18 protein-coding genes are annotated in these 18,961 nt (G+C 62.1%); 12 read left to right on the top strand and 6 right to left on the bottom strand.

Annotated features, from left to right (window positions below; all coding sequences use genetic code 11):
• Positions 1–43 precede the first annotated feature (43 nt).
• Positions 44–961 (bottom strand): bifunctional helix-turn-helix transcriptional regulator/GNAT family N-acetyltransferase, encoded by a 918-nt coding sequence (locus ACVTFQ_RS10300; protein ID WP_111562009.1) that lies wholly within the window; start codon positions 959–961, stop codon positions 44–46.
• 218 nt (positions 962–1,179) lie between these two features.
• Here ACVTFQ_RS10300 and ACVTFQ_RS10295 point away from each other — a divergent pair, with 218 nt between their 5' ends.
• The gene (locus ACVTFQ_RS10295) at positions 1,180–2,442 is read left to right on the top strand and encodes an NAD(P)/FAD-dependent oxidoreductase (RefSeq protein ID WP_111562008.1); all 1,263 of its coding nucleotides are present in this window, start codon (positions 1,180–1,182) and stop codon (positions 2,440–2,442) included.
• Positions 2,443–2,594: 152 nt separating this feature from the next.
• Here the strand turns inward: ACVTFQ_RS10295 and ACVTFQ_RS10290 are convergent, their stop codons facing one another.
• Positions 2,595–3,641, bottom strand: coding sequence for an NAD(P)-dependent alcohol dehydrogenase (locus tag ACVTFQ_RS10290; RefSeq protein WP_047505580.1), 1,047 nt, complete (start codon positions 3,639–3,641; stop codon positions 2,595–2,597).
• A gap of 237 nt (positions 3,642–3,878) precedes the next feature.
• Here ACVTFQ_RS10290 and ACVTFQ_RS10285 point away from each other — a divergent pair, with 237 nt between their 5' ends.
• The 3 genes from ACVTFQ_RS10285 to ilvC all read left to right on the top strand — a co-directional run bounded on the left by ACVTFQ_RS10285 (position 3,879) and on the right by ilvC (position 6,633).
• A complete protein-coding gene (locus ACVTFQ_RS10285) occupies positions 3,879–4,781 on the top strand; it encodes an AraC family transcriptional regulator (protein ID WP_018900334.1) in 903 nt (300 codons plus the stop codon).
• Between the two features lie 120 nt (positions 4,782–4,901).
• Positions 4,902–5,555 carry a TetR/AcrR family transcriptional regulator C-terminal domain-containing protein gene (locus tag ACVTFQ_RS10280; RefSeq protein ID WP_037178795.1) on the top strand — a complete coding sequence of 218 codons (654 nt, stop codon included), beginning with the start codon at positions 4,902–4,904 and terminating at the stop codon, positions 5,553–5,555.
• A 58-nt stretch (positions 5,556–5,613) separates the two neighbouring features.
• Entirely contained in the window at positions 5,614–6,633 is a 1,020-nt protein-coding gene (gene ilvC, locus ACVTFQ_RS10275; RefSeq protein WP_018900336.1) for a ketol-acid reductoisomerase, read from the top strand.
• A gap of 235 nt (positions 6,634–6,868) precedes the next feature.
• Here ilvC and ACVTFQ_RS10270 read toward each other — a convergent pair whose 3' ends face one another.
• Both ACVTFQ_RS10270 and ACVTFQ_RS10265 read right to left on the bottom strand, forming a co-directional pair.
• Positions 6,869–7,456, bottom strand: a complete 588-nt coding sequence (locus ACVTFQ_RS10270) for an SAM-dependent methyltransferase (protein WP_111562007.1) — start codon at positions 7,454–7,456, stop codon at positions 6,869–6,871.
• 105 nt (positions 7,457–7,561) lie between these two features.
• Entirely contained in the window at positions 7,562–7,819 is a 258-nt protein-coding gene (locus ACVTFQ_RS10265; protein ID WP_047505572.1) for a GlsB/YeaQ/YmgE family stress response membrane protein, read from the bottom strand.
• Positions 7,820–7,962: 143 nt separating this feature from the next.
• On the opposite strand from ACVTFQ_RS10265, the gene ACVTFQ_RS10260 reads away from it, so the two are divergent.
• Positions 7,963–8,454: a YidB family protein gene (locus ACVTFQ_RS10260; RefSeq protein ID WP_111562006.1), complete on the top strand. Its 492-nt coding sequence runs from the start codon at positions 7,963–7,965 to the stop codon at positions 8,452–8,454.
• A 74-nt stretch (positions 8,455–8,528) separates the two neighbouring features.
• Here the strand turns inward: ACVTFQ_RS10260 and ACVTFQ_RS10255 are convergent, their stop codons facing one another.
• Positions 8,529–9,629, bottom strand: a complete 1,101-nt coding sequence (locus ACVTFQ_RS10255; protein WP_047505567.1) for a branched-chain amino acid aminotransferase — start codon at positions 9,627–9,629, stop codon at positions 8,529–8,531.
• A gap of 204 nt (positions 9,630–9,833) precedes the next feature.
• Here ACVTFQ_RS10255 and ACVTFQ_RS10250 point away from each other — a divergent pair, with 204 nt between their 5' ends.
• A complete protein-coding gene (locus ACVTFQ_RS10250) occupies positions 9,834–11,057 on the top strand; it encodes an aminotransferase-like domain-containing protein (protein ID WP_111562005.1) in 1,224 nt (407 codons plus the stop codon).
• 19 nt (positions 11,058–11,076) lie between these two features.
• On the opposite strand, the gene ACVTFQ_RS10245 is transcribed toward ACVTFQ_RS10250, so the two are convergent.
• Complete coding sequence (locus ACVTFQ_RS10245) at positions 11,077–12,135, bottom strand: aldo/keto reductase (RefSeq protein WP_111562004.1); 1,059 nt, start codon at positions 12,133–12,135, stop codon at positions 11,077–11,079.
• Between the two features lie 166 nt (positions 12,136–12,301).
• Here ACVTFQ_RS10245 and ACVTFQ_RS10240 point away from each other — a divergent pair, with 166 nt between their 5' ends.
• The 6 genes from ACVTFQ_RS10240 to ACVTFQ_RS10215 all read left to right on the top strand — a co-directional run bounded on the left by ACVTFQ_RS10240 (position 12,302) and on the right by ACVTFQ_RS10215 (position 18,909).
• The gene (locus tag ACVTFQ_RS10240) at positions 12,302–13,279 is read left to right on the top strand and encodes an ABC transporter substrate-binding protein (protein ID WP_111562003.1); all 978 of its coding nucleotides are present in this window, start codon (positions 12,302–12,304) and stop codon (positions 13,277–13,279) included.
• Between the two features lie 10 nt (positions 13,280–13,289).
• Positions 13,290–14,984, top strand: a complete 1,695-nt coding sequence (locus tag ACVTFQ_RS10235) for an ABC transporter permease (RefSeq protein WP_111562002.1) — start codon at positions 13,290–13,292, stop codon at positions 14,982–14,984.
• Positions 14,972–16,000, top strand: a complete 1,029-nt coding sequence (locus tag ACVTFQ_RS10230; protein ID WP_111562001.1) for an ABC transporter ATP-binding protein — start codon at positions 14,972–14,974, stop codon at positions 15,998–16,000. The genes ACVTFQ_RS10235 and ACVTFQ_RS10230 overlap by 13 nt, the downstream gene beginning before the upstream one ends.
• 70 nt (positions 16,001–16,070) lie before the next feature.
• A complete protein-coding gene (locus ACVTFQ_RS10225; protein ID WP_470423889.1) occupies positions 16,071–17,180 on the top strand; it encodes an endonuclease/exonuclease/phosphatase family protein in 1,110 nt (369 codons plus the stop codon).
• Between the two features lie 11 nt (positions 17,181–17,191).
• Positions 17,192–17,932: an NUDIX hydrolase gene (locus ACVTFQ_RS10220; protein ID WP_313760985.1), complete on the top strand. Its 741-nt coding sequence runs from the start codon at positions 17,192–17,194 to the stop codon at positions 17,930–17,932.
• 65 nt (positions 17,933–17,997) lie between these two features.
• Positions 17,998–18,909 (top strand): PhzF family phenazine biosynthesis protein, encoded by a 912-nt coding sequence (locus ACVTFQ_RS10215; RefSeq protein WP_111561998.1) that lies wholly within the window; start codon positions 17,998–18,000, stop codon positions 18,907–18,909.
• Positions 18,910–18,961: the final 52 nt, after the last annotated feature.

Raw genomic sequence — 18,961 nt, 5'->3', positions numbered from 1 at the left:
TCGTTTCCAAATCAAGCCGAAACTTGCGGTTTCGCAATTTAGTCTAAAGATCGAGAACCCAGGTCTGCCCGTTGAGCTCGGGGCCGAACATGCGATGCTTCTCCTCGGATACGAGCTGGAAGCCAGCCTTCACGTAGATGGTGCGCGCGGTAGACAGGATGTCGTTGGTCCAGAGCGAGATCTGCCGGTATCCCTTGGCTCTCGCGAAGCGGATGCATTCGTCGACCAATGTCTTTCCAAGGCCGAGCCCGCGCGCCGACTTGTCGATGTAGAGGAGCCGCAGCTTGGCGATGCCGTCGCCGCCGTTGGTCATCAGGACGGAGCCGATGTTGATGCCGCCGCGCTCGGCGATCCAGCCGTATTCCATCGCCGGATCGAAGTTGGTGAGGAAGCGCCCCGCAACTTCGGCGACAAGGCCCTCGAAGCGCATGTCCCAGCCATATTCCTCGCTGTAGAACTTTGCCTGGCTCTCCACGATCCAGCCGATATCGCCGGAGCGGTGCGGGCGGATGACCAAAGGCGGAAGCGTCGCTTCGGGATCCAGCAGGGACCGGATCGTCTTCATCGCCGCGACGACATTCTGCGGTTCGCCTGCCGCCAGTTTGTCGAAGCGTCCGGCGATCTGGGCGTTGGAGCGCCTCACGAGGTCCTGGAACTGTTGGCGTCCCTGGTCGGTGACAGAGATGATCTGGCTTCGCCGATCGTCGGGATCGGGCGTTGTCTCAATCAAGCCTTCGGCCTTGAAACGCTTCAGGATGCGACTGAGATAGGCCGGGTCCAGGTGAAGGTCGCGGACCAGCGCCACGGCGCTGACGCGTTCCTGCGAGCCGACTTCGAAGAGTACGCGGGCGTCTGTCAGCGTGAATTGTGTGTCGAGATAGGCCTTGTTCAGGACCCCCAGGAAGTTGGTGTAGAAGCGATTGAAGTCGCGGGCGGCGTCGATAAGGGCGGAATCGGACATGGATCAGGTCTCCTGTTGAGAGACCCTGTCCTTCAATTGATTGACTGAGTCAACTAAATTGTTGCGGCTAGGCTGCCGACTTAGTTTTGCTTCTGGCCCGCGCGCTGATTGGTCGCAGCCTCGTCAACGCAGGTTAGCTATGCTGAAACGGTGGTTGAAACGGGGGTATGTTAGATGACATTGATCAATTCTTATGCAAATTACCAAAAGGGTAACTTATGGCTGATCATCACGTCGTCGTTGTTGGAGGAGGCTTCGGAGGGCTGCAACTCGTAAACGACCTTAAAGGCGCTGGTGTCCGTATTACGCTCGTCGATCGGCGCAATCACCATCTGTTCCAGCCCCTGCTATACCAAGTCGCCACAACGATTTTGTCGACCTCCGAGATCGCCTGGCCGATCCGCCATCTCTATAGCGACCGCCCCGAAGTGACGACGCTGCTGGGCGATGTCTCGGGCGTCGATACCGGCACGAAGTCGGTCACGCTGCGCGATGGCAACGTCCTGAAATACGATACGCTGGTGCTCGCCACGGGTGCGACCCATGCATATTTCGGGCGCGACGACTGGGCGCCGGTGGCGCAGGGCCTGAAGACGCTCGAGGATGCGACGACGATCCGCCGCCGTGTACTCCTGGCCTTCGAACGTGCCGAGACCGCACGCGATCCGGCGGAGCGCGATGCATGCCTGACGTTCATCATCATCGGCGCCGGCCCGACCGGCGTGGAGCTTGCGGGCATCATCGCCGAACTGGCGCACAAGACGCTGCCGCGGGAGTTCCGCAATATCGACACGCGCAAGGCCAAGGTCATCCTCGTGGAGGCCGGACCGCGCGTCCTGCCGACCTTCGTGCCTGAACTGTCCGAATATGCCTTGAAGGCGCTCAACGATCTTGGCGTCGAAGTGCGGCTTGGAAAGCCTGTCACCGAATGCACGGCCGAGGGTGTGCAGATCGGCGAGGAGTTCATCCCGAGCCGGACGATCAGCTGGGCCGCCGGCGTTCAGGCGTCGCCGGCCGCCAAGTGGCTGGGCATCCCGGCGGACCGCGCAGGGCGCGCGATCGTCGAGAAGGACCTTACGGCACCGGGTTTGCCCGAGGTCTTCGTCATCGGCGACACCGCCTCGGTGACGCAGGAGAGCGGTGCGCCGGTACCGGGTGTCGCGCCCGCCGCCAAGCAGCAGGGCGCCTTTGTCGCCAAGGTCATTCACGCACGGATGAAGGGCAAGACGCCGCCGGCCTTCAAGTACAAGCACCAGGGCAGCCTGGCGACGATCGGCCGGAGTGCCGCGATTGCCGATTTCGGCAGGATCAAGCTCAAGGGTGGGCTCGCCTGGTGGATCTGGGGCATCGCCCACATCTACTTCCTGATCGGCACGCGTTCGCGCTTTTCGGTCGCCTGGAGCTGGCTGTGGATCTTCCTCAGCGGCCAGCACAGCGCCCGACTGATCACGCAGCGCGAGACCATCGCCGACGAGAAGTAAGCCCCGTCGGACTATCGCGACGACCATTCCAAAGCCTCCGGTGCGAACCGGGGGCTTTTCTGTTTCTGGCGTACGCAATGAAAAAGCCCCCGCCAGATAACGGGGGCTTCGGTTTTCGACTGATGGAGCGGACGAAGCCGCTATCCGTTCGATCAGGCCGCCAGCGAGGCGATGTCGATGACGAAGCGGTAGCGAACGTCGCTCTTGAGAACGCGTTCGTAGGCTTCGTTGACGTCCTGGATGTTGATCTTCTCGATTTCCGAGACGATGTTGTGCTTGCCGCAGAAATCCAGCATTTCCTGGGTTTCCTTGATCGAGCCGATCATCGAGCCGGACAGGCTCTTGCGGCCTGGGATCAGCGAGAAGGCGTGAACCGGGATTGCATGCTCCGGCGCGCCGACGATGACCATCGAGCCGTCGACCTTCAGCAGGTTGAGATAGGCATTCCAGTCGATGGCGACGCCAGCCGTGCAGATGATCAGGTCAAAGGTGCCGGCGAGCTTTTCGAAGGTCGATGCGTCCGAGGTCGCATAGTATTCCTTGGCGCCGAGGCGCAGGCCGTCTTCCTTCTTCGAAAGCGTCTGCGAGAGAACGGTGATGTCGGCACCCATGGCCGCACCGATCTTCACGCCCATGTGGCCGAGGCCGCCCATGCCGACGATCGCGACCTTCTTGCCGGGACCGGCCTTCCAGTGTGCGAGCGGCGAGTAGAGCGTGATGCCGGCGCACAGCAGCGGTGCGGAAGCGTCGAGCGGCAGGTTATCCGGGATCGACAGGACGTAGCCTTCCTTGACGACGATCGAGTCGGAATAACCGCCCTGGGTCGCCGTCTTGCCGTCGGCTTCGACGCTGTTGTAGGTCTGGACGAGGCCCGGCATGTAGTGCTCGTTGTCGACGTCGCGGGTGGCGCAGCCGACGCAGCTGTCAACGAAGCAGCCAACACCGACGCGGTCGCCGACCTTGAACTTGGTGACGTTGGCGCCAACGGCCGAAACGATGCCGGCGATCTCGTGGCCCGGTACGATCGGGTAGACGGCATTCTGCCATTCGTTGCGAACGGTGTGAATGTCGGAGTGGCAGATGCCTGCAAACTTGATGTCGATGACGACGTCGTCCGCGTTCGGTTCCCGACGCTCGAAGGTGAACGGCGTCAGCGGCTTGGAGGCGTCTGTAGCAGCATAGCCTTTTGCGATAGCCATGGGAAAACTCCATATATTTAGAGGGGTGGTTCGGACGAGGGCATTTATGCCGCAACGCAGTAAGAAGCGTTAGAGCGATCCTCTCTGGTTTTTGCACGATCCTGCAAAAGTCGCTTGGCCTGCAAAAGTCGCCTGGCCCGCAAAAGTCGATGGGCGATCTATTTGCGAAGCGGCAATTCCATTCTACATAAGCCTCCAATACGGCGACGAGGCCGTTCCCACCGGAAAGTGCGACTGATGAGCTTGCTGTTTAACCGCTACCAGGAGATCGCGTCGATCGCGGGCCGTTTCGCGCTTGCCGAAGGCGAGGTGCAGACGGGGATCGACGGGCTCGGGATAAGCCGCCGCACGACACCGAGCGCGCCTTGCCACAGCAGCTACCGGCCGTGTTTCGCCATGGTCATCCAGGGGGCGAAAAGCCTGCAACTGGGCGGGGATACGATCAACTACGGAGCGGGCGACTATCTTCTGACTTCAGTCGATCTGCCGGTCACATGGCGGGTCGTGGAGGCGAGCGCCGAGGTTCCGCACCTGTGCATCACGCTTGCGATCAATAGCGAGAAGCTGCTGCATCTCCTTAGCCGCTCGACCATCCAGCGCAGCGCAGCACCTCCATCCGGCCAGCGCGGCATCGTCGTCAACGTGGCGACGCCAGAGCTTCTCGATGCGGCCGTGCGACTTCTGCGCTTGCTTGATAGTCCGGCCGATATCGCGGCGATGGCGCCGCTGATCGAGCAGGAAATCCTCTATCGCATCCTCACGGGACCTGCCGGCGACCAGCTGATCGATATCGCGATCGCCGACAGCCAGGGTAACCGGATCGCCCGCGCCATTGCCTGGCTGCGCGAGAATTTCGCGCGGACGCTGCGCATCGAGGAACTTGCCGAGCACGTCAACATGAGCGTCTCGTCGTTTCATCATCACTTCAAGTCGATCACGGCGATGACGCCGGTGCAGTATCAGAAGCAGATCCGGCTCCACGAAGCACGGCGTCTGATGTTGATCGAGCGGCTGGATGCTGGCACTGCGGGCCACCGCGTCGGATATCAGAGCCCGTCACAGTTCAGCCGCGAATATAGCCGTCTATACGGGATGTCGCCGGCGCGCGATGTGGATGCCGTGCTGAACGCTGCCGAATAAACGAGCGCGGCACGCCGAAAATTTATGCTTCTGCCTTTTGCGGGCTCTTGACGAGAGAGTGCTTCTGGGCGATAAGCGCTCACGAACCGTACCGTACGGTACTTATCGGGAGCGAATGCCGTGTCTGTCGAAAACTTGGAGCCCAGCGAATTCTCGCCGCGCCAGAACGCCGTTCTGGAGCAGGCGCTGCGGTTGCTCGTCGATGGCGGCGAAAAGGCACTGACGACATCGGGCGTCGCGCGCGCGGCCAACTGCTCAAAAGAAAGCCTCTACAAGTGGTTTGGCGACCGCGACGGCCTGCTGTCGGCGATGATCGCCTACCAGGCGAGCAAGGTGCGCACCTTCGAGCGCAACGGCGAGCGGCTGACTTCGGCCAGCCTGCACGACCATCTCGTTATTTTCTCGCGTGATCTGCTGGAGGTTCTGGCGGGCGACGTGTCGCTGGCGCTGAACCGGCTGGCGATCGGCCAGTCGCCGCGCGACGGCTCGAAGCTCGGCAAGCTTTTGCTCGAGCGCGGCCGCCGGCAGATCGACCGCCGCGCCATGGGGCTGATCGATTCAGGCAAGCGGGCAGGGCTGCTGCGCTTCAACGATGCCGACGAAGCCTATCACACACTCTACGGCCTGATCGTTTCCGACCTGCATGTGCGCATGCTGCTTGGAGACACCACGGGCGTTACGGATACCGCGCGCCAGGCGGAAAAGGCGGTGACCGCCTTCCTCCGGCTCTACGGGACGGAGAAGGCGCTGGCCGACATGCCGGCCGTCGTCTGACGACAGATTTACCGAATACTGACAGTCTACAAGACAAGCAAAGGGAAGGACAATTCAAATGCGCGTCTATTACGATCGTGATGCAGACCTCAACCTCATCAAGTCCAAGAACGTCGTCATCGTCGGCTACGGCTCCCAGGGTCGCGCCCACGCGCTGAACCTGAAGGACAGCGGTGCTGCCAACGTCGCCATCGCGCTGAAGGCCGGTTCGCCGACCATCAAGAAGGCCGAAGCCGACGGCTTCAAGGTCATGACCGTTGCCGACGCCGCCAAGTGGGGCGACCTGATCATGATGGCGACGCCTGACGAACTGCAGGCCGACATCTACAAGGCCGACATCGCCGGCAACATCCGCGACGGCGCTGCCATCGCATTCGCACACGGCCTCAACGTTCACTTCGGCCTCATCGAGCCGAAGGCTTCGCTCGACGTCGTCATGATCGCGCCGAAGGGCCCGGGCCACACGGTTCGCGGCGAATACCAGAAGGGCGGCGGCGTTCCTTGCCTCGTTGCCGTTCACCAGAACGCTTCGGGCAACGCTCTTGAACTCGCTCTCTCCTACGCTTGCGGCGTCGGCGGCGGCCGTTCGGGCATCATCGAAACCAACTTCCGCGAAGAGTGCGAAACCGACCTCTTCGGCGAACAGGTCGTTCTGTGCGGCGGTCTCGTCGAGCTGATCCGCGCCGGCTTCGAAACGCTGACGGAAGCTGGCTACGCGCCTGAAATGGCCTACTTCGAGTGCCTGCACGAAGTGAAGCTCATCGTCGACCTGATCTATGAAGGCGGTATCGCCAACATGAACTACTCGATCTCGAACACCGCTGAGTGGGGCGAATACGTCACCGGTCCGCGCATCATCACCGAAGAAACCAAGGCCGAGATGAAGCGTGTCCTCAAGGACATTCAGACCGGCAAGTTCACCTCGGACTGGATGCAGGAATACCGTGCCGGCGCTGCTCGCTTCAAGGGTATCCGCCGCGTCAACGACGAGCATCCGATCGAAGAAGTCGGCGCCAAGCTGCGCGGCATGATGCCTTGGATCGGCAAGAACAAGCTCGTCGACAAGGCCGTCAACTAAGCGGCTTGCCGATCCAGTGCATCTTTGTTGATGCGCGCCTGCGGCGACGCGGGGATCGGCAAGAACAAGCTGGTCGACAAGGCTGTCAACTAAGTGGCTTGCCGATCCAGTGCATCTTTGTTGATGCGCGCCTGCGGCGACGCGGGGATCGGCAAGAACAAGCTGGCCGACAAGGCCGTCAACTAAGCTTTTCTGCTATCGCAGATATGGAGGCCGGTGCGAAAGCTCCGGCCTTTTACTTTTGGGCGCGCATCGACAGCCAGCGTGTCGGCTTGCCGTCGTAGCCGCTGCCGTCTCCCTCGCTGATGACGACGCTGTGCCAGCCGGCTGCGCTCAACAGATCGGACAGAAGTTCGGCGGACAGGTAGTTGTAATAGCGGCCGAAGCCGTCGTGTCCCTCGTCGTCGCCGGCCTTGAAGGTGGCGTGGAAGTGTCCGCCGGGCTTCAGTGCGCGCAGGATACGAGCGAAGACATCAGGCAGTTGGGCGCGCGGCACATGCAGGAGGCTCGCCTCGGCCCAGACGCCGTCAAACGCCTCGTACTCGTCCAGCTCCTCGAAACGCATGATCTCGACCGGGCGACCGAGCAGGGTTTCGGCCTCGCTTGCAAGCTCTGCGGAGCCGTCCGTCGGCGTGACGTTGAAGCCCTTGGAGAGCATGTAGGCGCTGTCATGGCCGGCGCCGCAGCCAAGTTCCAGAATGGCTGCACCCGGCTCCAATTTCGAGAGAAAGGCATCGAGACGGCGGATCGGCAGCGTTCTCTCACGGGCGGCGTAGGTCGCGGCGTTTTCTTTGTAGAAGGATGAGGTCGGTTCGTCGGACATGATGCCTTGCCTCGTCAGATGGGAGGCAAAGCATATTGCAAAACGTATATATAAAACGTTGCGACGCGCCACGCACGGCCGGACGCTCCGTCCTAGTTCGAAGCGTCACACCGATCTGCGGCCATTCACGGCATGATACAGCCACAGCACGACGACCGCGCCGATGACGGCGACGACGAGGCTGTAGATGTTGAAGCCGGTGACGCCGGAGGCGCCGAAGAAGGTGAAGATGACGCCGCCGACGATGGCGCCGACGATCCCCAGCACGATGTCCATCAGCATGCCGGAACCGGTCTTGTTGACGATCTTGCTGCCGATGAAGCCGGCGATCAGCCCGAGAATAATCCACCCGATGACAGACATCTTGTTTTCCCCTCCTTGAATGGGCGGACAATCCGACCATCTTTCAGCATCAGCTAAAGTTGTCATGGCGGAATTCAAGGCTCTAGCGGGCCTCATGTTGTGTTTTTGCTCTTCGTTTCAAAACAACACCGAAGGAGAATGACATGGGATTGTTTGATGACGCCGTTCCCGGTGGGAACATCTCGAAGCCGATCATGATCGCGCTCGGCGCGCTTCTCGTCGGCAAGCTGCTTGGCGCTGGTGGCAAGAGCGAGCCGGAACAGCCACAGCAGCCGAACCAGCAGGCCAATACCGGCGCCGACGATGGCGGGCTGCTTGGCAATCTCGGAGGACTGGCGGGCAGCCTTGGTGGTCTCGGCGGATTGGGCGGTTTGCTCGGCAAGCTGGCTGAGGCCGGGCAGGGGTCGGTTGCCGATTCCTGGGTGAAACCCGGGCAGAACCAGCCGATCGCGCCCGGTAATCTGGAAAGCGCGCTCGGCTCGCAGACGATCAGCGATCTGGCGCGCCAGGCCGGGATCAGCGAGCAGGAGCTCTTGGCTCAGCTTTCCAAGGTTCTCCCTGGGGTCGTCGACAAGCTGACGCCGCAGGGGCAGATCCCGAGCCAGGCCCAGATCGCGGCACTTCTGCGCTCCTGATTGTCAGAAATGAAAAGGCCGGCTGAGGTGGAAACCTTGCCGGCCTTTCGTGGTGATCGGATATGTCGGGTGGCTTACGCCATGATGCGGCGGGTCCAGCCGCGCTGGTCGTTGGTGACGCCCTTCTGCAGGCCGACCAGCTCGTTGCGCAATTCCGTCGTCAGCTTGCCGGTCTCACCATTGCCGACCTTGAACTCACCGCCTGCGTGGCGGACGAGGCCGATGCCGGCGAGTACCGCGGCGGTGCCGCAGGCAAAGGCTTCGACCAGCTTGCCGCTGGCCGCATCAGCCTGCCACTCCGCAAACGAGTAGGGGCGCTGCTCGACCTTGAGGCCCTTTTCTTCCGCGAGAACGATGACCGAGGCGCGGGTGATGCCCGGCAGGATCGTGCCGCCGAGCGGCGGGGTGACGACGGTGCCGTCGTTCATCACGAAGAAGACGTTCATGCCGCCGAGTTCTTCGACCCAGCGATGCTCGGCCGCATCGAGGAACACGACCTGATCGCATTCCTTCTTGGCAGCCTCTGCCTGCGCGACGAGGCTGGCTGCATAGTTGCCGCCGCATTTGGCGGCACCCGTGCCGCCGGCGGCAGCGCGCGTGTATTCGGTCTCTACCCAGAGCGATACAGCCTTGGCGCCGCCCTTGAAGTAGGCACCGACAGGCGAGGCGATGACGCAGAAGATATATTCCTGCGCTGGGCGAACGCCAAGGAAGGCCTCGTTGGCGAACATGAAGGGACGCAGGTAGAGGCTGCCGTCGCCCGACGGGATCCAGTTCTTGTCGATACGGACGAGCTCTTCGACCGCCTTGAGGAACAGGTCTTCGGGCACCGGCGGCATGGCCATGCGCTCTGCCGACTGGTTGAAGCGGCTGGCGTTCTGTTCCGGGCGGAAGAGGAGGATGCGGCCATCATCGGCCTTGTACGCCTTCATGCCCTCGAAGATTTCCTGGGCGTAGTGCAGGACAGCACTTGCCGGATCGAGTTCCAGCGGGCGGCGCGGGGTGACCTTGGCATCGTGCCAGCCCTTGTCCGATGTCCACTTCGCCAGCACCATGTGATCGGTGAAGACCTTGCCGAAGCCGGGTGTTTCCAGGGCCTTGATGCGGTCCGCGTCGGAGACCGGCGAGGTATGGAATTCGATCTTGATTTCGGGAGTATTCGACGACGCGGTCATTTCCTGGCACCTTCATAGCCTGTGGGATTTCGGCGGCGACACTACTGCCGCAGCGTGTGCTTTGCAAAGGCCGATTTGGCCTGTTTTCGGATTAAAATTGCGGAAAATTGTCACGGTAGCAAACAAATAGGTCAGTAATGTTGACTTATCATTTATTGCGTGATCTTGTCCAGTAAAGACAAAAAATTACGAGGAAGCGCACCCATGCTCAACTGGGATAACATCTTTGCAACCCGCTCGTCGCGCATGCGCGCTTCGGAAATCCGTGAACTTCTGAAGCTTCTCGACCAGCCCGATATCATTTCGTTCGCGGGCGGAATTCCCGATCCGGCGCTGTTTCCGGACAAGGATTTCAAGCAGGCTTACTCGGACATCTTCGACAGCACGGCGGTCAACTCGGCGCTGCAGTATTCGGTGAGCGAAGGCTACAAGCCTCTGCGCGAATGGCTGGTGGGCGAGATGGGCAAGCTCGGGATTGCCTGCGGCCTCGACAACGTCTTCATCGTTTCCGGCTCGCAGCAGGGGCTCGATTATCTCGGCAAGCTGTTCCTGTCGCCCAACGACACGGCGCTGGTGACGTGGCCGACCTATCTCGGCGCGCTGCAGGCATTCAACGCCTATGAACCCGCCTACGACCAGCTTACGCCCAACGGCAACCGTACGCCGGCCTCCTATCAGGCGCAGGCGAAGGAAGCTGGTGGCCAGGTGAAGTTCGCCTATCTCTCCGCCGACTTCTCCAACCCGACCGGTGAGACCGTCGACCTTGAGGGCCGCCAGAAGCTGATCAAGCTTGCCGACGAGATGGACATCGCCATCATCGAGGACGCGGCATATCAGTCGCTGCGCTATGACGGCGAGGCGGTCGCGCCTATCCTGTCGCTGGAGATCGCCGAGAAGGGCGATATCGACAAGACCAGGACGATCTATTGCGGATCGTTCTCGAAGACGCTGGCGCCGGGCCTGCGCGTCGGCTTCATCGTCGCCAACGCGCCTGTTATCCGCAAGCTGGTGCTGATGAAGCAGGCGGCCGATCTTCATTCCTCGACGATCAACCAGATCGCCATCGCCGAGGTCGCGCGCAAGGGCTTCGACGCCCAAGTCGCCAAGATCAAGGCAGCCTACAGCAAGCGTCGCGACGCGATGCTGGCTGCGCTCGAAAAGCACATGCCCGAGGGTGTGAGCTGGACGAAGCCTGAGGGCGGCATGTTCGTCTGGGTGACGCTGCCGAAGGGGATGGACGGGGCCAAGCTGCTGGCGAAATCGATCGAGACCGTCAAGGTGGCCTTCGTGCCGGGCCGCGCCTTCTTTGCCGATGGTTCGGGCGAGAACACCTTGCGCATGAGCTTCTCGTCGAGCAACGAGGAGAAGATCGAGGAAGGCATCGCGCGGCTCGGAAAGCTGATCGCAGGCGAGATCGGCGGCCACTGAGCCGCCGACCGTCTCGGTCTTATTGATTGAGGTGGGGGCCGAGCAGGGATAGATCGGCCTCGCCAAGCCTGTCGCTGGCGGTGTTGCGCTGGTGCCAGTAGGGATAGAGCAGCTGCGGCAGGCTGACATCGTCGAGCCGTTTGCGCTCTTCCGCCGACAGCTTCAGGTCGGCTGCTGCCAGATTATCCTTGAATTGCGCTTCCGTGCGCCCGCCGATGATCACCGACGTCACCGCCTGGCGACCAAGCAGCCAGGCGAGCGCCACCTGGGCTGCCGAGACGTTGCGGCTTTCAGCGACCGACACCAGCGTTTCCACGATGTTCCAAAGCCGGTCCTCGTCGCGGATCGGCGGCTCGGTCCAGCCGGCGAACTGGCGGGTGCCTTCGGGTGCCGCCTGGTTGCGGCGGTGCTTGCCCGACAGAAGACCGCCGGCGAGCGGGCTCCAGACCAGCACGCCCAACCCCTGGTCGAGGCTGATCGGCAGCAGCTCGAATTCGGCATCGCGGGCTTCCAGCGTGTAGTGGATCTGCTGGCTGACGAAGCGCTCGCGGTGCTCGCGTTCGCTGATCCCCAGCGCCTTCATGATGTGCCAGCCGGAGAAATTGGAGCATCCGACGTAGCGGACCTTGCCCTGCTTCACCAGCGTATCCAGCGCCTCCAGTGTTTCCTCGAGCGGTGTCTGGCCGTCCCATTCGTGCACCTGGTAGAGGTCGATGACATCGGTCTTCATGCGCTTGAGGCTGGCTTCGCAGGCGCTGATGAGGTGGTAGCGCGAATTGCCGGCGTCGTTCGGGCCTTCGCCCATCGGGAAGCGCGCCTTGGTGGCGATCAGCGTGCCGTTCTTCCTGACGCCGCCGAGGATTTCACCGATGATCTCCTCCGAAGCACCGGCCGAATAGACGTCGGCCGTATCGATCAAGTTGACGCCGGCGTCGATGCACATGTCGACCAGGCGACGGGCTTCCGAAACGCCGAGGTCGCCCACGGTCTTTGCCCAGCCCTTGCCGCCGAAGGTCATGGTGCCCATGGTGAGGGTCGAAACTCTGAGGCCCGAACGGCCCAATTGACGATATTCCATAAGACTTCCTCCTGTCCCGAAATCGAAAATCAAAACGCGGGCTAGAAGATAGGGGTGAGGGGAACGGGTCAAGGGCGGACGGCCCGTGATTGGCGAATGCCAACTGTCACAATCGTGTTAATCCAGATGTCTAATGAACGGCCTTCCATCACCGAGGGCATTATCCATGAAGACCATCGTTTCCGCCGCAGCCCTTCTCGCTGCAAGCCTGTTTGCCATTCCCGCATCCGCCGAAAACCTGGTGCTCTACACCAGCCAGCCGAACGAGGATGCGCAGGCAACCGTCGATGGCTTCATGGCCGCCAACCCCGATATCAAGGTCGACTGGGTGCGCGACGGCACGCCGAAGATCATGGCCAAGCTGCAGGCAGAAATCGAAGCCGGCAATCCGGTTGCCGACGTTCTCCTGATTGCGGATACCGTCACGCTCGAGCGCCTCAAGGAAGCCGGCAAGCTGATGGCCTACAAGTCGCCTGAGGCCGCCAACTACGACGCCTCGCTGTTCGACGCCGACGGCTACTACTATTCAACCAAGCTGATCACGACAGGCATCATCTACAACACGTCCGCTTCGCTGAAGCCGACGAGCTGGAAGGACCTGACGAAGCCGGAAGCCAAGGGTCTTGTCACCATGCCGAGCCCGCTGACCTCGGGTGCCGCACTCATCCACGCGCAGACGCTTGCCGGCGTCGATGGCCTCGGCTGGGACTTCTACAAGGATCTCGCCGCAAACGGCGCAACCGCTGCCGGCGGTAACGGCGGCATCCTCAAGGCCGTCGCCTCGGGCGAAAAGGCCTATGGCATGATCGTCGACTACATGCCGATCCGCGAAAAGGCCAAGGGCGCGCCGGTCGAGTTCGTCTTCCCGACGGAAGGCGTGTCCGCCGTGACCGAGCCGGTCGGTATCCTCGCCAGCGCCAAGAACGCCGACGCCGCCAAGAAGTTCGTCGATTACGTGCTCTCCGAAAAGGGCCAGGAAGGCTTCGTCAAGCTCGGCTATATCCCTGCTCGCAACGGCATGAAGCTGCCGGAAGGCTTCCCGGCACGTGACACGATCAAGGTGCTGCCGATCAACGCTGCCGCCGCGCTCAAGAACACCGATGCCGACCTGAAGACCTTCTCGGGCATCTACGGCTCGAACTGATCTCATCTCGATGTACGGATATGTGCGTCCCGGAAACAGCCAGCCCGTCTGGCTGTTTCCTTTTATCGTTCTGATCGTTCTCATTCTCAGCGTGCTGCCGCTTGCGCGGCTGGCGATGACGGGTGTCGCCGCACTCGCCAATGGCGGTGCGATTGCGGTCCTCTCCGATCCCGCTCTCTGGTCGGCGACCTATTACACGCTCGTTACGGCCGTCCTCGGCACGGTCATCTCGCTTGCGATCGGCTGCGCCTTCGCCTTCCTGCTGACGCTCACCGATATCAGGGCCAAGGGGCTGATCAGCTTCCTCTTCGTGCTGCCGATGATGATCCCGCCGCAGGTGACAGCACTTGCCTGGGTGCAGATGTCGGGGCCGTCGAGCCCGCTTCTGAAGGCGCTGCATATAGCGCCGCCGCTGGGCTCGCCGCAGCCGCTCTATTCGATCGGCGGCATTGCGCTGCTTTATGGTGTGCAGCATGCGCCGCTGGTCTATCTGGCGCTGCGGGCGAGCTTGATGTCGCTGCCGCGCGACGGGGTCGAGGCGGCGCGTCTTTCCGGCGCCTCGAGCTTCCGGGTGTTCCGCGACATCATCCTGCCGCTGTCGCTGCCTGGCATTATCGCGGGCGCGGCGATCTCCTTCGTGTCCTGTACCGGCAATTTCGGCATTCCCGCCATTCTCGGCATCCCGGCCTCGATCTATACGCTGCCGACGCTGATCTTCACCAAGTTCTCGGCCTTCACCAGCCGCACCTTCGGCGATGTCGCGCTGCTCTCGGCGATCATCGCGATCATCTCGGTGGCGGGGCTCGCTATCCAGGACCAGGCGTTGCGCGGCCGTGATTATCGCGTGCTCGGTCTTTCCGGCGCGACCGCCACCTTCGAGCTCGGATACTGGAAGCTCCTGTTTGCGCCGCTGCTCTGGATCGTCATCTTCTTCATGCTCGCTGCACCCTTCTTCGCGTTGCTCGCAGGCGCGCTGGTGCCGGCCTATGGCGTGCCTTTGACCTTCAAGACGATGACGTTCCATGCCTTCTCCGAGATCCTGTTCAAGCAGGCGGTGACGCGCACGGCCTTCGTCAATTCGCTGTCGCTTGCGTCGGGCACAGCCTTGTGTCTCCTTGTGGTGACCGTGCTTGCCGCCTATGCGCTGACGCGGCGCAGGGACCTGCTGGGGCGCGTCGTCGCCAGTGTCATCGAGATCCCGTATTCGCTGCCGGGGATCGTCGTCGCGGTGTCGTTCATTCTGGTCTTCGCCGCACCGATCCCGCTGATCAACGTGACGATCTACGGCACCGTCTGGATCATCCTGATCGCCTATCTCTCGAGCTTCTTCGCCGTCAGCCTAAAGCCAGTGGTCAGCGCCTTCCACCAGCTCGATCCGGCGCTGGAAGAGGCGGCGCGGCTGTCGGGGGCGGGGTTCTTCCGGCGGCTGAAGGATATCATCGTGCCGTTGATCGCGCCGGCGGCCGGCGCCTCGGTGATCCTTGTCTTTTTGATTGCCTGCAACGAGCTCACCATCTCGGCGCTGCTCTGGTCGGCGGGTACGCAGACGCTCGGCGTCGCCATCTACAATCTCGATGACAGCGGTAGCTCCGATCTCGCTTCGGCGCTGTCGGTGCTCGTCGTTCTCATGGTCGTTTTCATGATGCTGCTTCTGGAACTGATGGCAAAGCGGCTGCCGAAGGGAGTTGTGCCGTGGCGAAACTGATCCTCAATCGCGTCGCCAAGGATTTCGGCACCGGCCGGGCCGCCGTATCGAACCTCTCGATCGACGTGCGCGAGGGCGGCTTCCTGGCGCTGCTCGGGCCGTCCGGCTGCGGCAAGACGACGGTACTGCGCATGATCGCCGGTTTCGAGACGCCGACGGATGGGGCGCTGCATCTTGGCGAACGGCTGCTTGCCGATGCCTCACAATCGCTGCCGCCGGAAAAGCGCAACATGGCGATGGTGTTCCAGTCCTATGCGCTCTGGCCGCATATGAGCGTCGCCGACAATGTCGGCTATCCACTTAAGGTGCGCGGCATTTCCGGCGAAGCCTATCGCAAAAAGGTTGGCGAGGCGCTTTCGACCGTCAGGCTCGAAGCCTATGCGGAGCGGCGGCCGGCCGATCTCTCGGGCGGGCAGCGGCAGCGCGTGGCTTTGGCGCGCTGCCTCGTCACGTCCCCCGACGTGGTGCTGCTCGATGAGCCGCTCGCCAATCTCGACCGTCACCTGAAGCAGGAGATGGAGGAGACGTTTCGCGAGTTCCACCAGCGCTCCGGCGCGACGATGGTCTACGTCACGCACGACCAGAGCGAGGCGATGGCGCTGGCGACCGATGTCGCGGTGATGTCGGAAGGGCAGCTGCTGCAAGTGGCGCCGCCGGATGAGATCTATGCGCGGCCGGAAGGGCGCGTTGTCGGCGGTTTGATCGGCCGTGGGGCGATCGTTTCACTGAAGTCTCCTGATGGTGACGTCAGGCAACTGGATTGGGCGGCGGTTGAACCGCTGTTTGCGGGCGAGGGTGGTTCGGCCTCGCGGTCGGATATTCTGGTTCGGCAGGAGGATGTCATTCTCGGCGGCGAGGGGATCGCGGCGACGGTCGAATCTGTTCTCTACGAGGGCGAGCGATATGCCGCCCGGCTCAGGCTTGCGGATGGGCAGATCCTCAGGGCTTTCAGCCGGTCGAAGCTTCACGTCGGCGATGAGGTCCGGGCCATCGTGCGCGGCGCCTGGCGTCTATGATCGACGAAGCGGGCTTTCCGAAGCGGCATTTGCTCTCTAGTGTTGGCGCAAAGCCAACCGGAAGTGCCTGATGTCTTTACGCATTGCCACCTTCAACGTCGAAAACCTCATGACGCGGTTCGACTTCACCGGATTTCGAAACCAGCTGCGCCAGGACCGGGTGATCAAGCTCTTTGAGGTCCACAACGAGGGCGTCTACCAGCAGCTGGAACAGGCGCGGGTGATCGCGTCCACCGACGATACCCGGCAGATGACGGCGCTGGCGATTGCCGATGCGGATGCCGATATCCTCTGCCTGCAGGAAATCGACAACATGGAGGCGCTGCAGGCATTCGAATACGGCTATCTGTTCCGCATGGTCGGCAATGGCTACCGGCAGAAATATCTGGTCGACGGCAATGACAGCCGCGGCATCGACGTCGCCGTGCTGATGCGCGAGGAAACCCGCGACGGGCAGAGGATCGAGCTTGTCGAGATCAAGAGCCATGCGATGACGACCTATCGCGATCTTAATCTCTTCAACGACGAGCTCGCGGAGCATGCGCATCTCGATGACAAGATCTTCAAGCGTGACTGCCTGGAGCTCGATCTCAGGATCGGCGGCGTGCCGGTGACGCTTTACGTCGTGCACTTCAAGTCGATGGGCGGGCCGCGCGAGGGTGTGGATGGTCGACGTTACACGATGCCGGTGCGCCGGGCCGAGGCGAAGGCGGTGCGGGGGATTATCGAGGGTCGATTCGGAGCCGGTAACACCGACGGCAAGCGCTTCGTCATCTGCGGCGACATGAACGATTACCAGGAGCGCGTCGACGTGATCGGGCGGCGGCGGACGGGCTATTCGTTCAAACATGAGGACGAGAGCGAAAGCGCGCTCGACGAGTTCAGCCGCGACGGCTTCGCGGAAAACGTCGTGCGCCGCCGCGATCCTCTCGACCGCTGGACGCTCTATCACGCGCGCGGACCGGAGGAGCAGTGGCTTTGCCAGCTCGATTACATCTGGCTGTCGCCGGCGCTGGCTAAGACAAATGCCGGGCGGCTGCCGGAGATCATTCGCAACGGCCAGCCCTATCGCACGGTGTTTCCGCCGGGCCAGGAGGTCGAGCGCTATCCCCGCACCGGCTGGGACCGGCCGAAGGCGTCGGATCATTGCCCTGTTGTCATGGAACTCAATTTGACATGAATGGATTTGAGATGGATTTTTCAGAGGATTTCGCCGGTTGGCCGGAGCCGCGCACGGTGTTTCCGATCGCGGGCGTCGATCTCAGGGTTCTAGCGGGCGACCATCCGTTCTACAGCGCCAACCGTGAGGCGATCGCCGAGAACTGGGTCAGCGAGACGGCGGCGAACCCGCATCTTTTCGATGGCCAGATGATTTTCCAGAAGCGGCTGGCGTTAACCGGCGACGGCCTTGTGGGCGAGGGGCACATGATTCCCTTCTCCACCTTCATGTATTGGCGCCGGCAGCCGGAGCGGCAGGGCGGCATCCATCTCTTCGCCTATCCCGTCATCGAAAGCAGCGATGGAGCGCTGGTGGCGATCCGCATGGGGGCGCATACGGCCAATCCGGGACAGGTCTATTTCGCGGCGGGTTCGCTGGAACCTGAGGATACGTTCGACGGGCGCTGCGACCTAGAGCACAACATGCGCCGCGAGGTGCTGGAGGAAACCGGTCTCGAACTTCACGATGCTCAGGCAGGCGACGGATATTTCGCGACCTATCATCGGCGCACGGTCACCGTGCTCAGGATGTACCGATTCGACCTGACGGCCGACGAGATCGTCGAGCGGATCCACGCGCATATGCTGGTTGCCGACGACAAGGAAATCGCCGGCGCCGTTGCCATCCGTTCGGCCGATCCGGAGGCCTATTCCTATAACTTCGCGATGCTGCCCGTCATCGACTGGTACTTCCATAAGTCTTCGCTCACCTAACGCCTTGCGCTCGCTCAAGCGGTCGGGCAGGTTGGCGACACGAGGATCGATACAAGGAGGCCGATGTGGCGCGCAGCTACAGCGTCTATGACGTATTCACCAATCGCAAGCTGACGGGCAACCCGCTGGCGGTCATCTTCGATGGCGATGATCTGAGCGACGAGGCGATGCAATCCATCGCCAAGGAACTGAATCTCTCCGAGACGGTCTTCGTACAGGCATCCGGCAATCCGGCCCATGTCGCCAAGATCCGCATTTTCACGCCTGGCCGGGAACTGCCCTTTGCCGGGCATCCGACCGTTGGAACCGCGATCGCGCTCGCGGAACGCATCCATGGCGGCGCGACGATCGATCTTGTTTCGGTGCTGGAAGAAAACGTCGGCCCGGTGCGCTGCGCGGTGCGGCTGAACGAGGGGGAGGCGAGCTTCGCGGAATTCGACCTGCCGCGCAAATCGCAGCAGATCACCATGCCGCTCGATCGGATCGGCATCGGCAAGGCGCTGTCGCTGAAGACGAGCGAGATCGGCTTCGAGAATCACGTTCCCTCGCTGTGGACGGCCGGTGTGCCGTTCCTCCTGGTGCCGGTGCGCGATATCGGCGTGGCCGAGCGGCTGGATTTTGATCCGCAGCTCTGGGAGGCGACGGTGCCCTTCGTCGATGGGGCTCTGGCTTCCGCCTACATCTATTGCCGCGGTGGTGTGAACCACGTCGCGAAATTCCATACGCGGATGTTTGCCAGTGGGATGGGGATCGTCGAGGACCCGGCAACGGGATCGGCTGCAGCGGCACTGTCAGGCGCGATCCACCATTTCGACCGGCTGCCGGATGGTCATCACGACGTCATGATCGAGCAGGGGGTGGAGATGGGGCGCCCGTCCTTTATCCACCTGCATATGGATATCGAAGGCGGGACGATTTCGAACGCCCGGATCGGCGGCCAAGCGGTGCGGCTTGCGACCGGTACGCTGGACCTTTGATTTCATTGGATTTCGGCAACGCACAAAAAAATCGCGTTTGTTGAAAGAATTT

It is taken from the genome of Rhizobium sp. O111 (genome assembly GCF_055616315.1).
This window is presented reverse-complemented; position numbering and strand designations above follow the sequence as displayed.

Coding starts and splice junctions, on each gene's coding strand:
- ACVTFQ_RS10300 (WP_111562009.1), bottom strand. CDS start 961: ATGTCCGATTCCGCCCTTATCGACGCCGCCCGCGACTTCAATCGCTTC.
- ACVTFQ_RS10295 (WP_111562008.1), top strand. CDS start 1,180: ATGGCTGATCATCACGTCGTCGTTGTTGGAGGAGGCTTCGGAGGGCTG.
- ACVTFQ_RS10290 (WP_047505580.1), bottom strand. CDS start 3,641: ATGGCTATCGCAAAAGGCTATGCTGCTACAGACGCCTCCAAGCCGCTG.
- ACVTFQ_RS10285 (WP_018900334.1), top strand. CDS start 3,879: ATGAGCTTGCTGTTTAACCGCTACCAGGAGATCGCGTCGATCGCGGGC.
- ilvC (WP_018900336.1), top strand. CDS start 5,614: ATGCGCGTCTATTACGATCGTGATGCAGACCTCAACCTCATCAAGTCC.
- ACVTFQ_RS10270 (WP_111562007.1), bottom strand. CDS start 7,456: ATGTCCGACGAACCGACCTCATCCTTCTACAAAGAAAACGCCGCGACC.
- ACVTFQ_RS10265 (WP_047505572.1), bottom strand. CDS start 7,819: ATGTCTGTCATCGGGTGGATTATTCTCGGGCTGATCGCCGGCTTCATC.
- ACVTFQ_RS10260 (WP_111562006.1), top strand. CDS start 7,963: ATGGGATTGTTTGATGACGCCGTTCCCGGTGGGAACATCTCGAAGCCG.
- ACVTFQ_RS10255 (WP_047505567.1), bottom strand. CDS start 9,629: ATGACCGCGTCGTCGAATACTCCCGAAATCAAGATCGAATTCCATACC.
- ACVTFQ_RS10250 (WP_111562005.1), top strand. CDS start 9,834: ATGCTCAACTGGGATAACATCTTTGCAACCCGCTCGTCGCGCATGCGC.
- ACVTFQ_RS10245 (WP_111562004.1), bottom strand. CDS start 12,135: ATGGAATATCGTCAATTGGGCCGTTCGGGCCTCAGAGTTTCGACCCTC.
- ACVTFQ_RS10240 (WP_111562003.1), top strand. CDS start 12,302: ATGAAGACCATCGTTTCCGCCGCAGCCCTTCTCGCTGCAAGCCTGTTT.
- ACVTFQ_RS10235 (WP_111562002.1), top strand. CDS start 13,290: ATGTACGGATATGTGCGTCCCGGAAACAGCCAGCCCGTCTGGCTGTTT.
- ACVTFQ_RS10225 (WP_470423889.1), top strand. CDS start 16,071: ATGTCTTTACGCATTGCCACCTTCAACGTCGAAAACCTCATGACGCGG.
- ACVTFQ_RS10220 (WP_313760985.1), top strand. CDS start 17,192: ATGGATTTTTCAGAGGATTTCGCCGGTTGGCCGGAGCCGCGCACGGTG.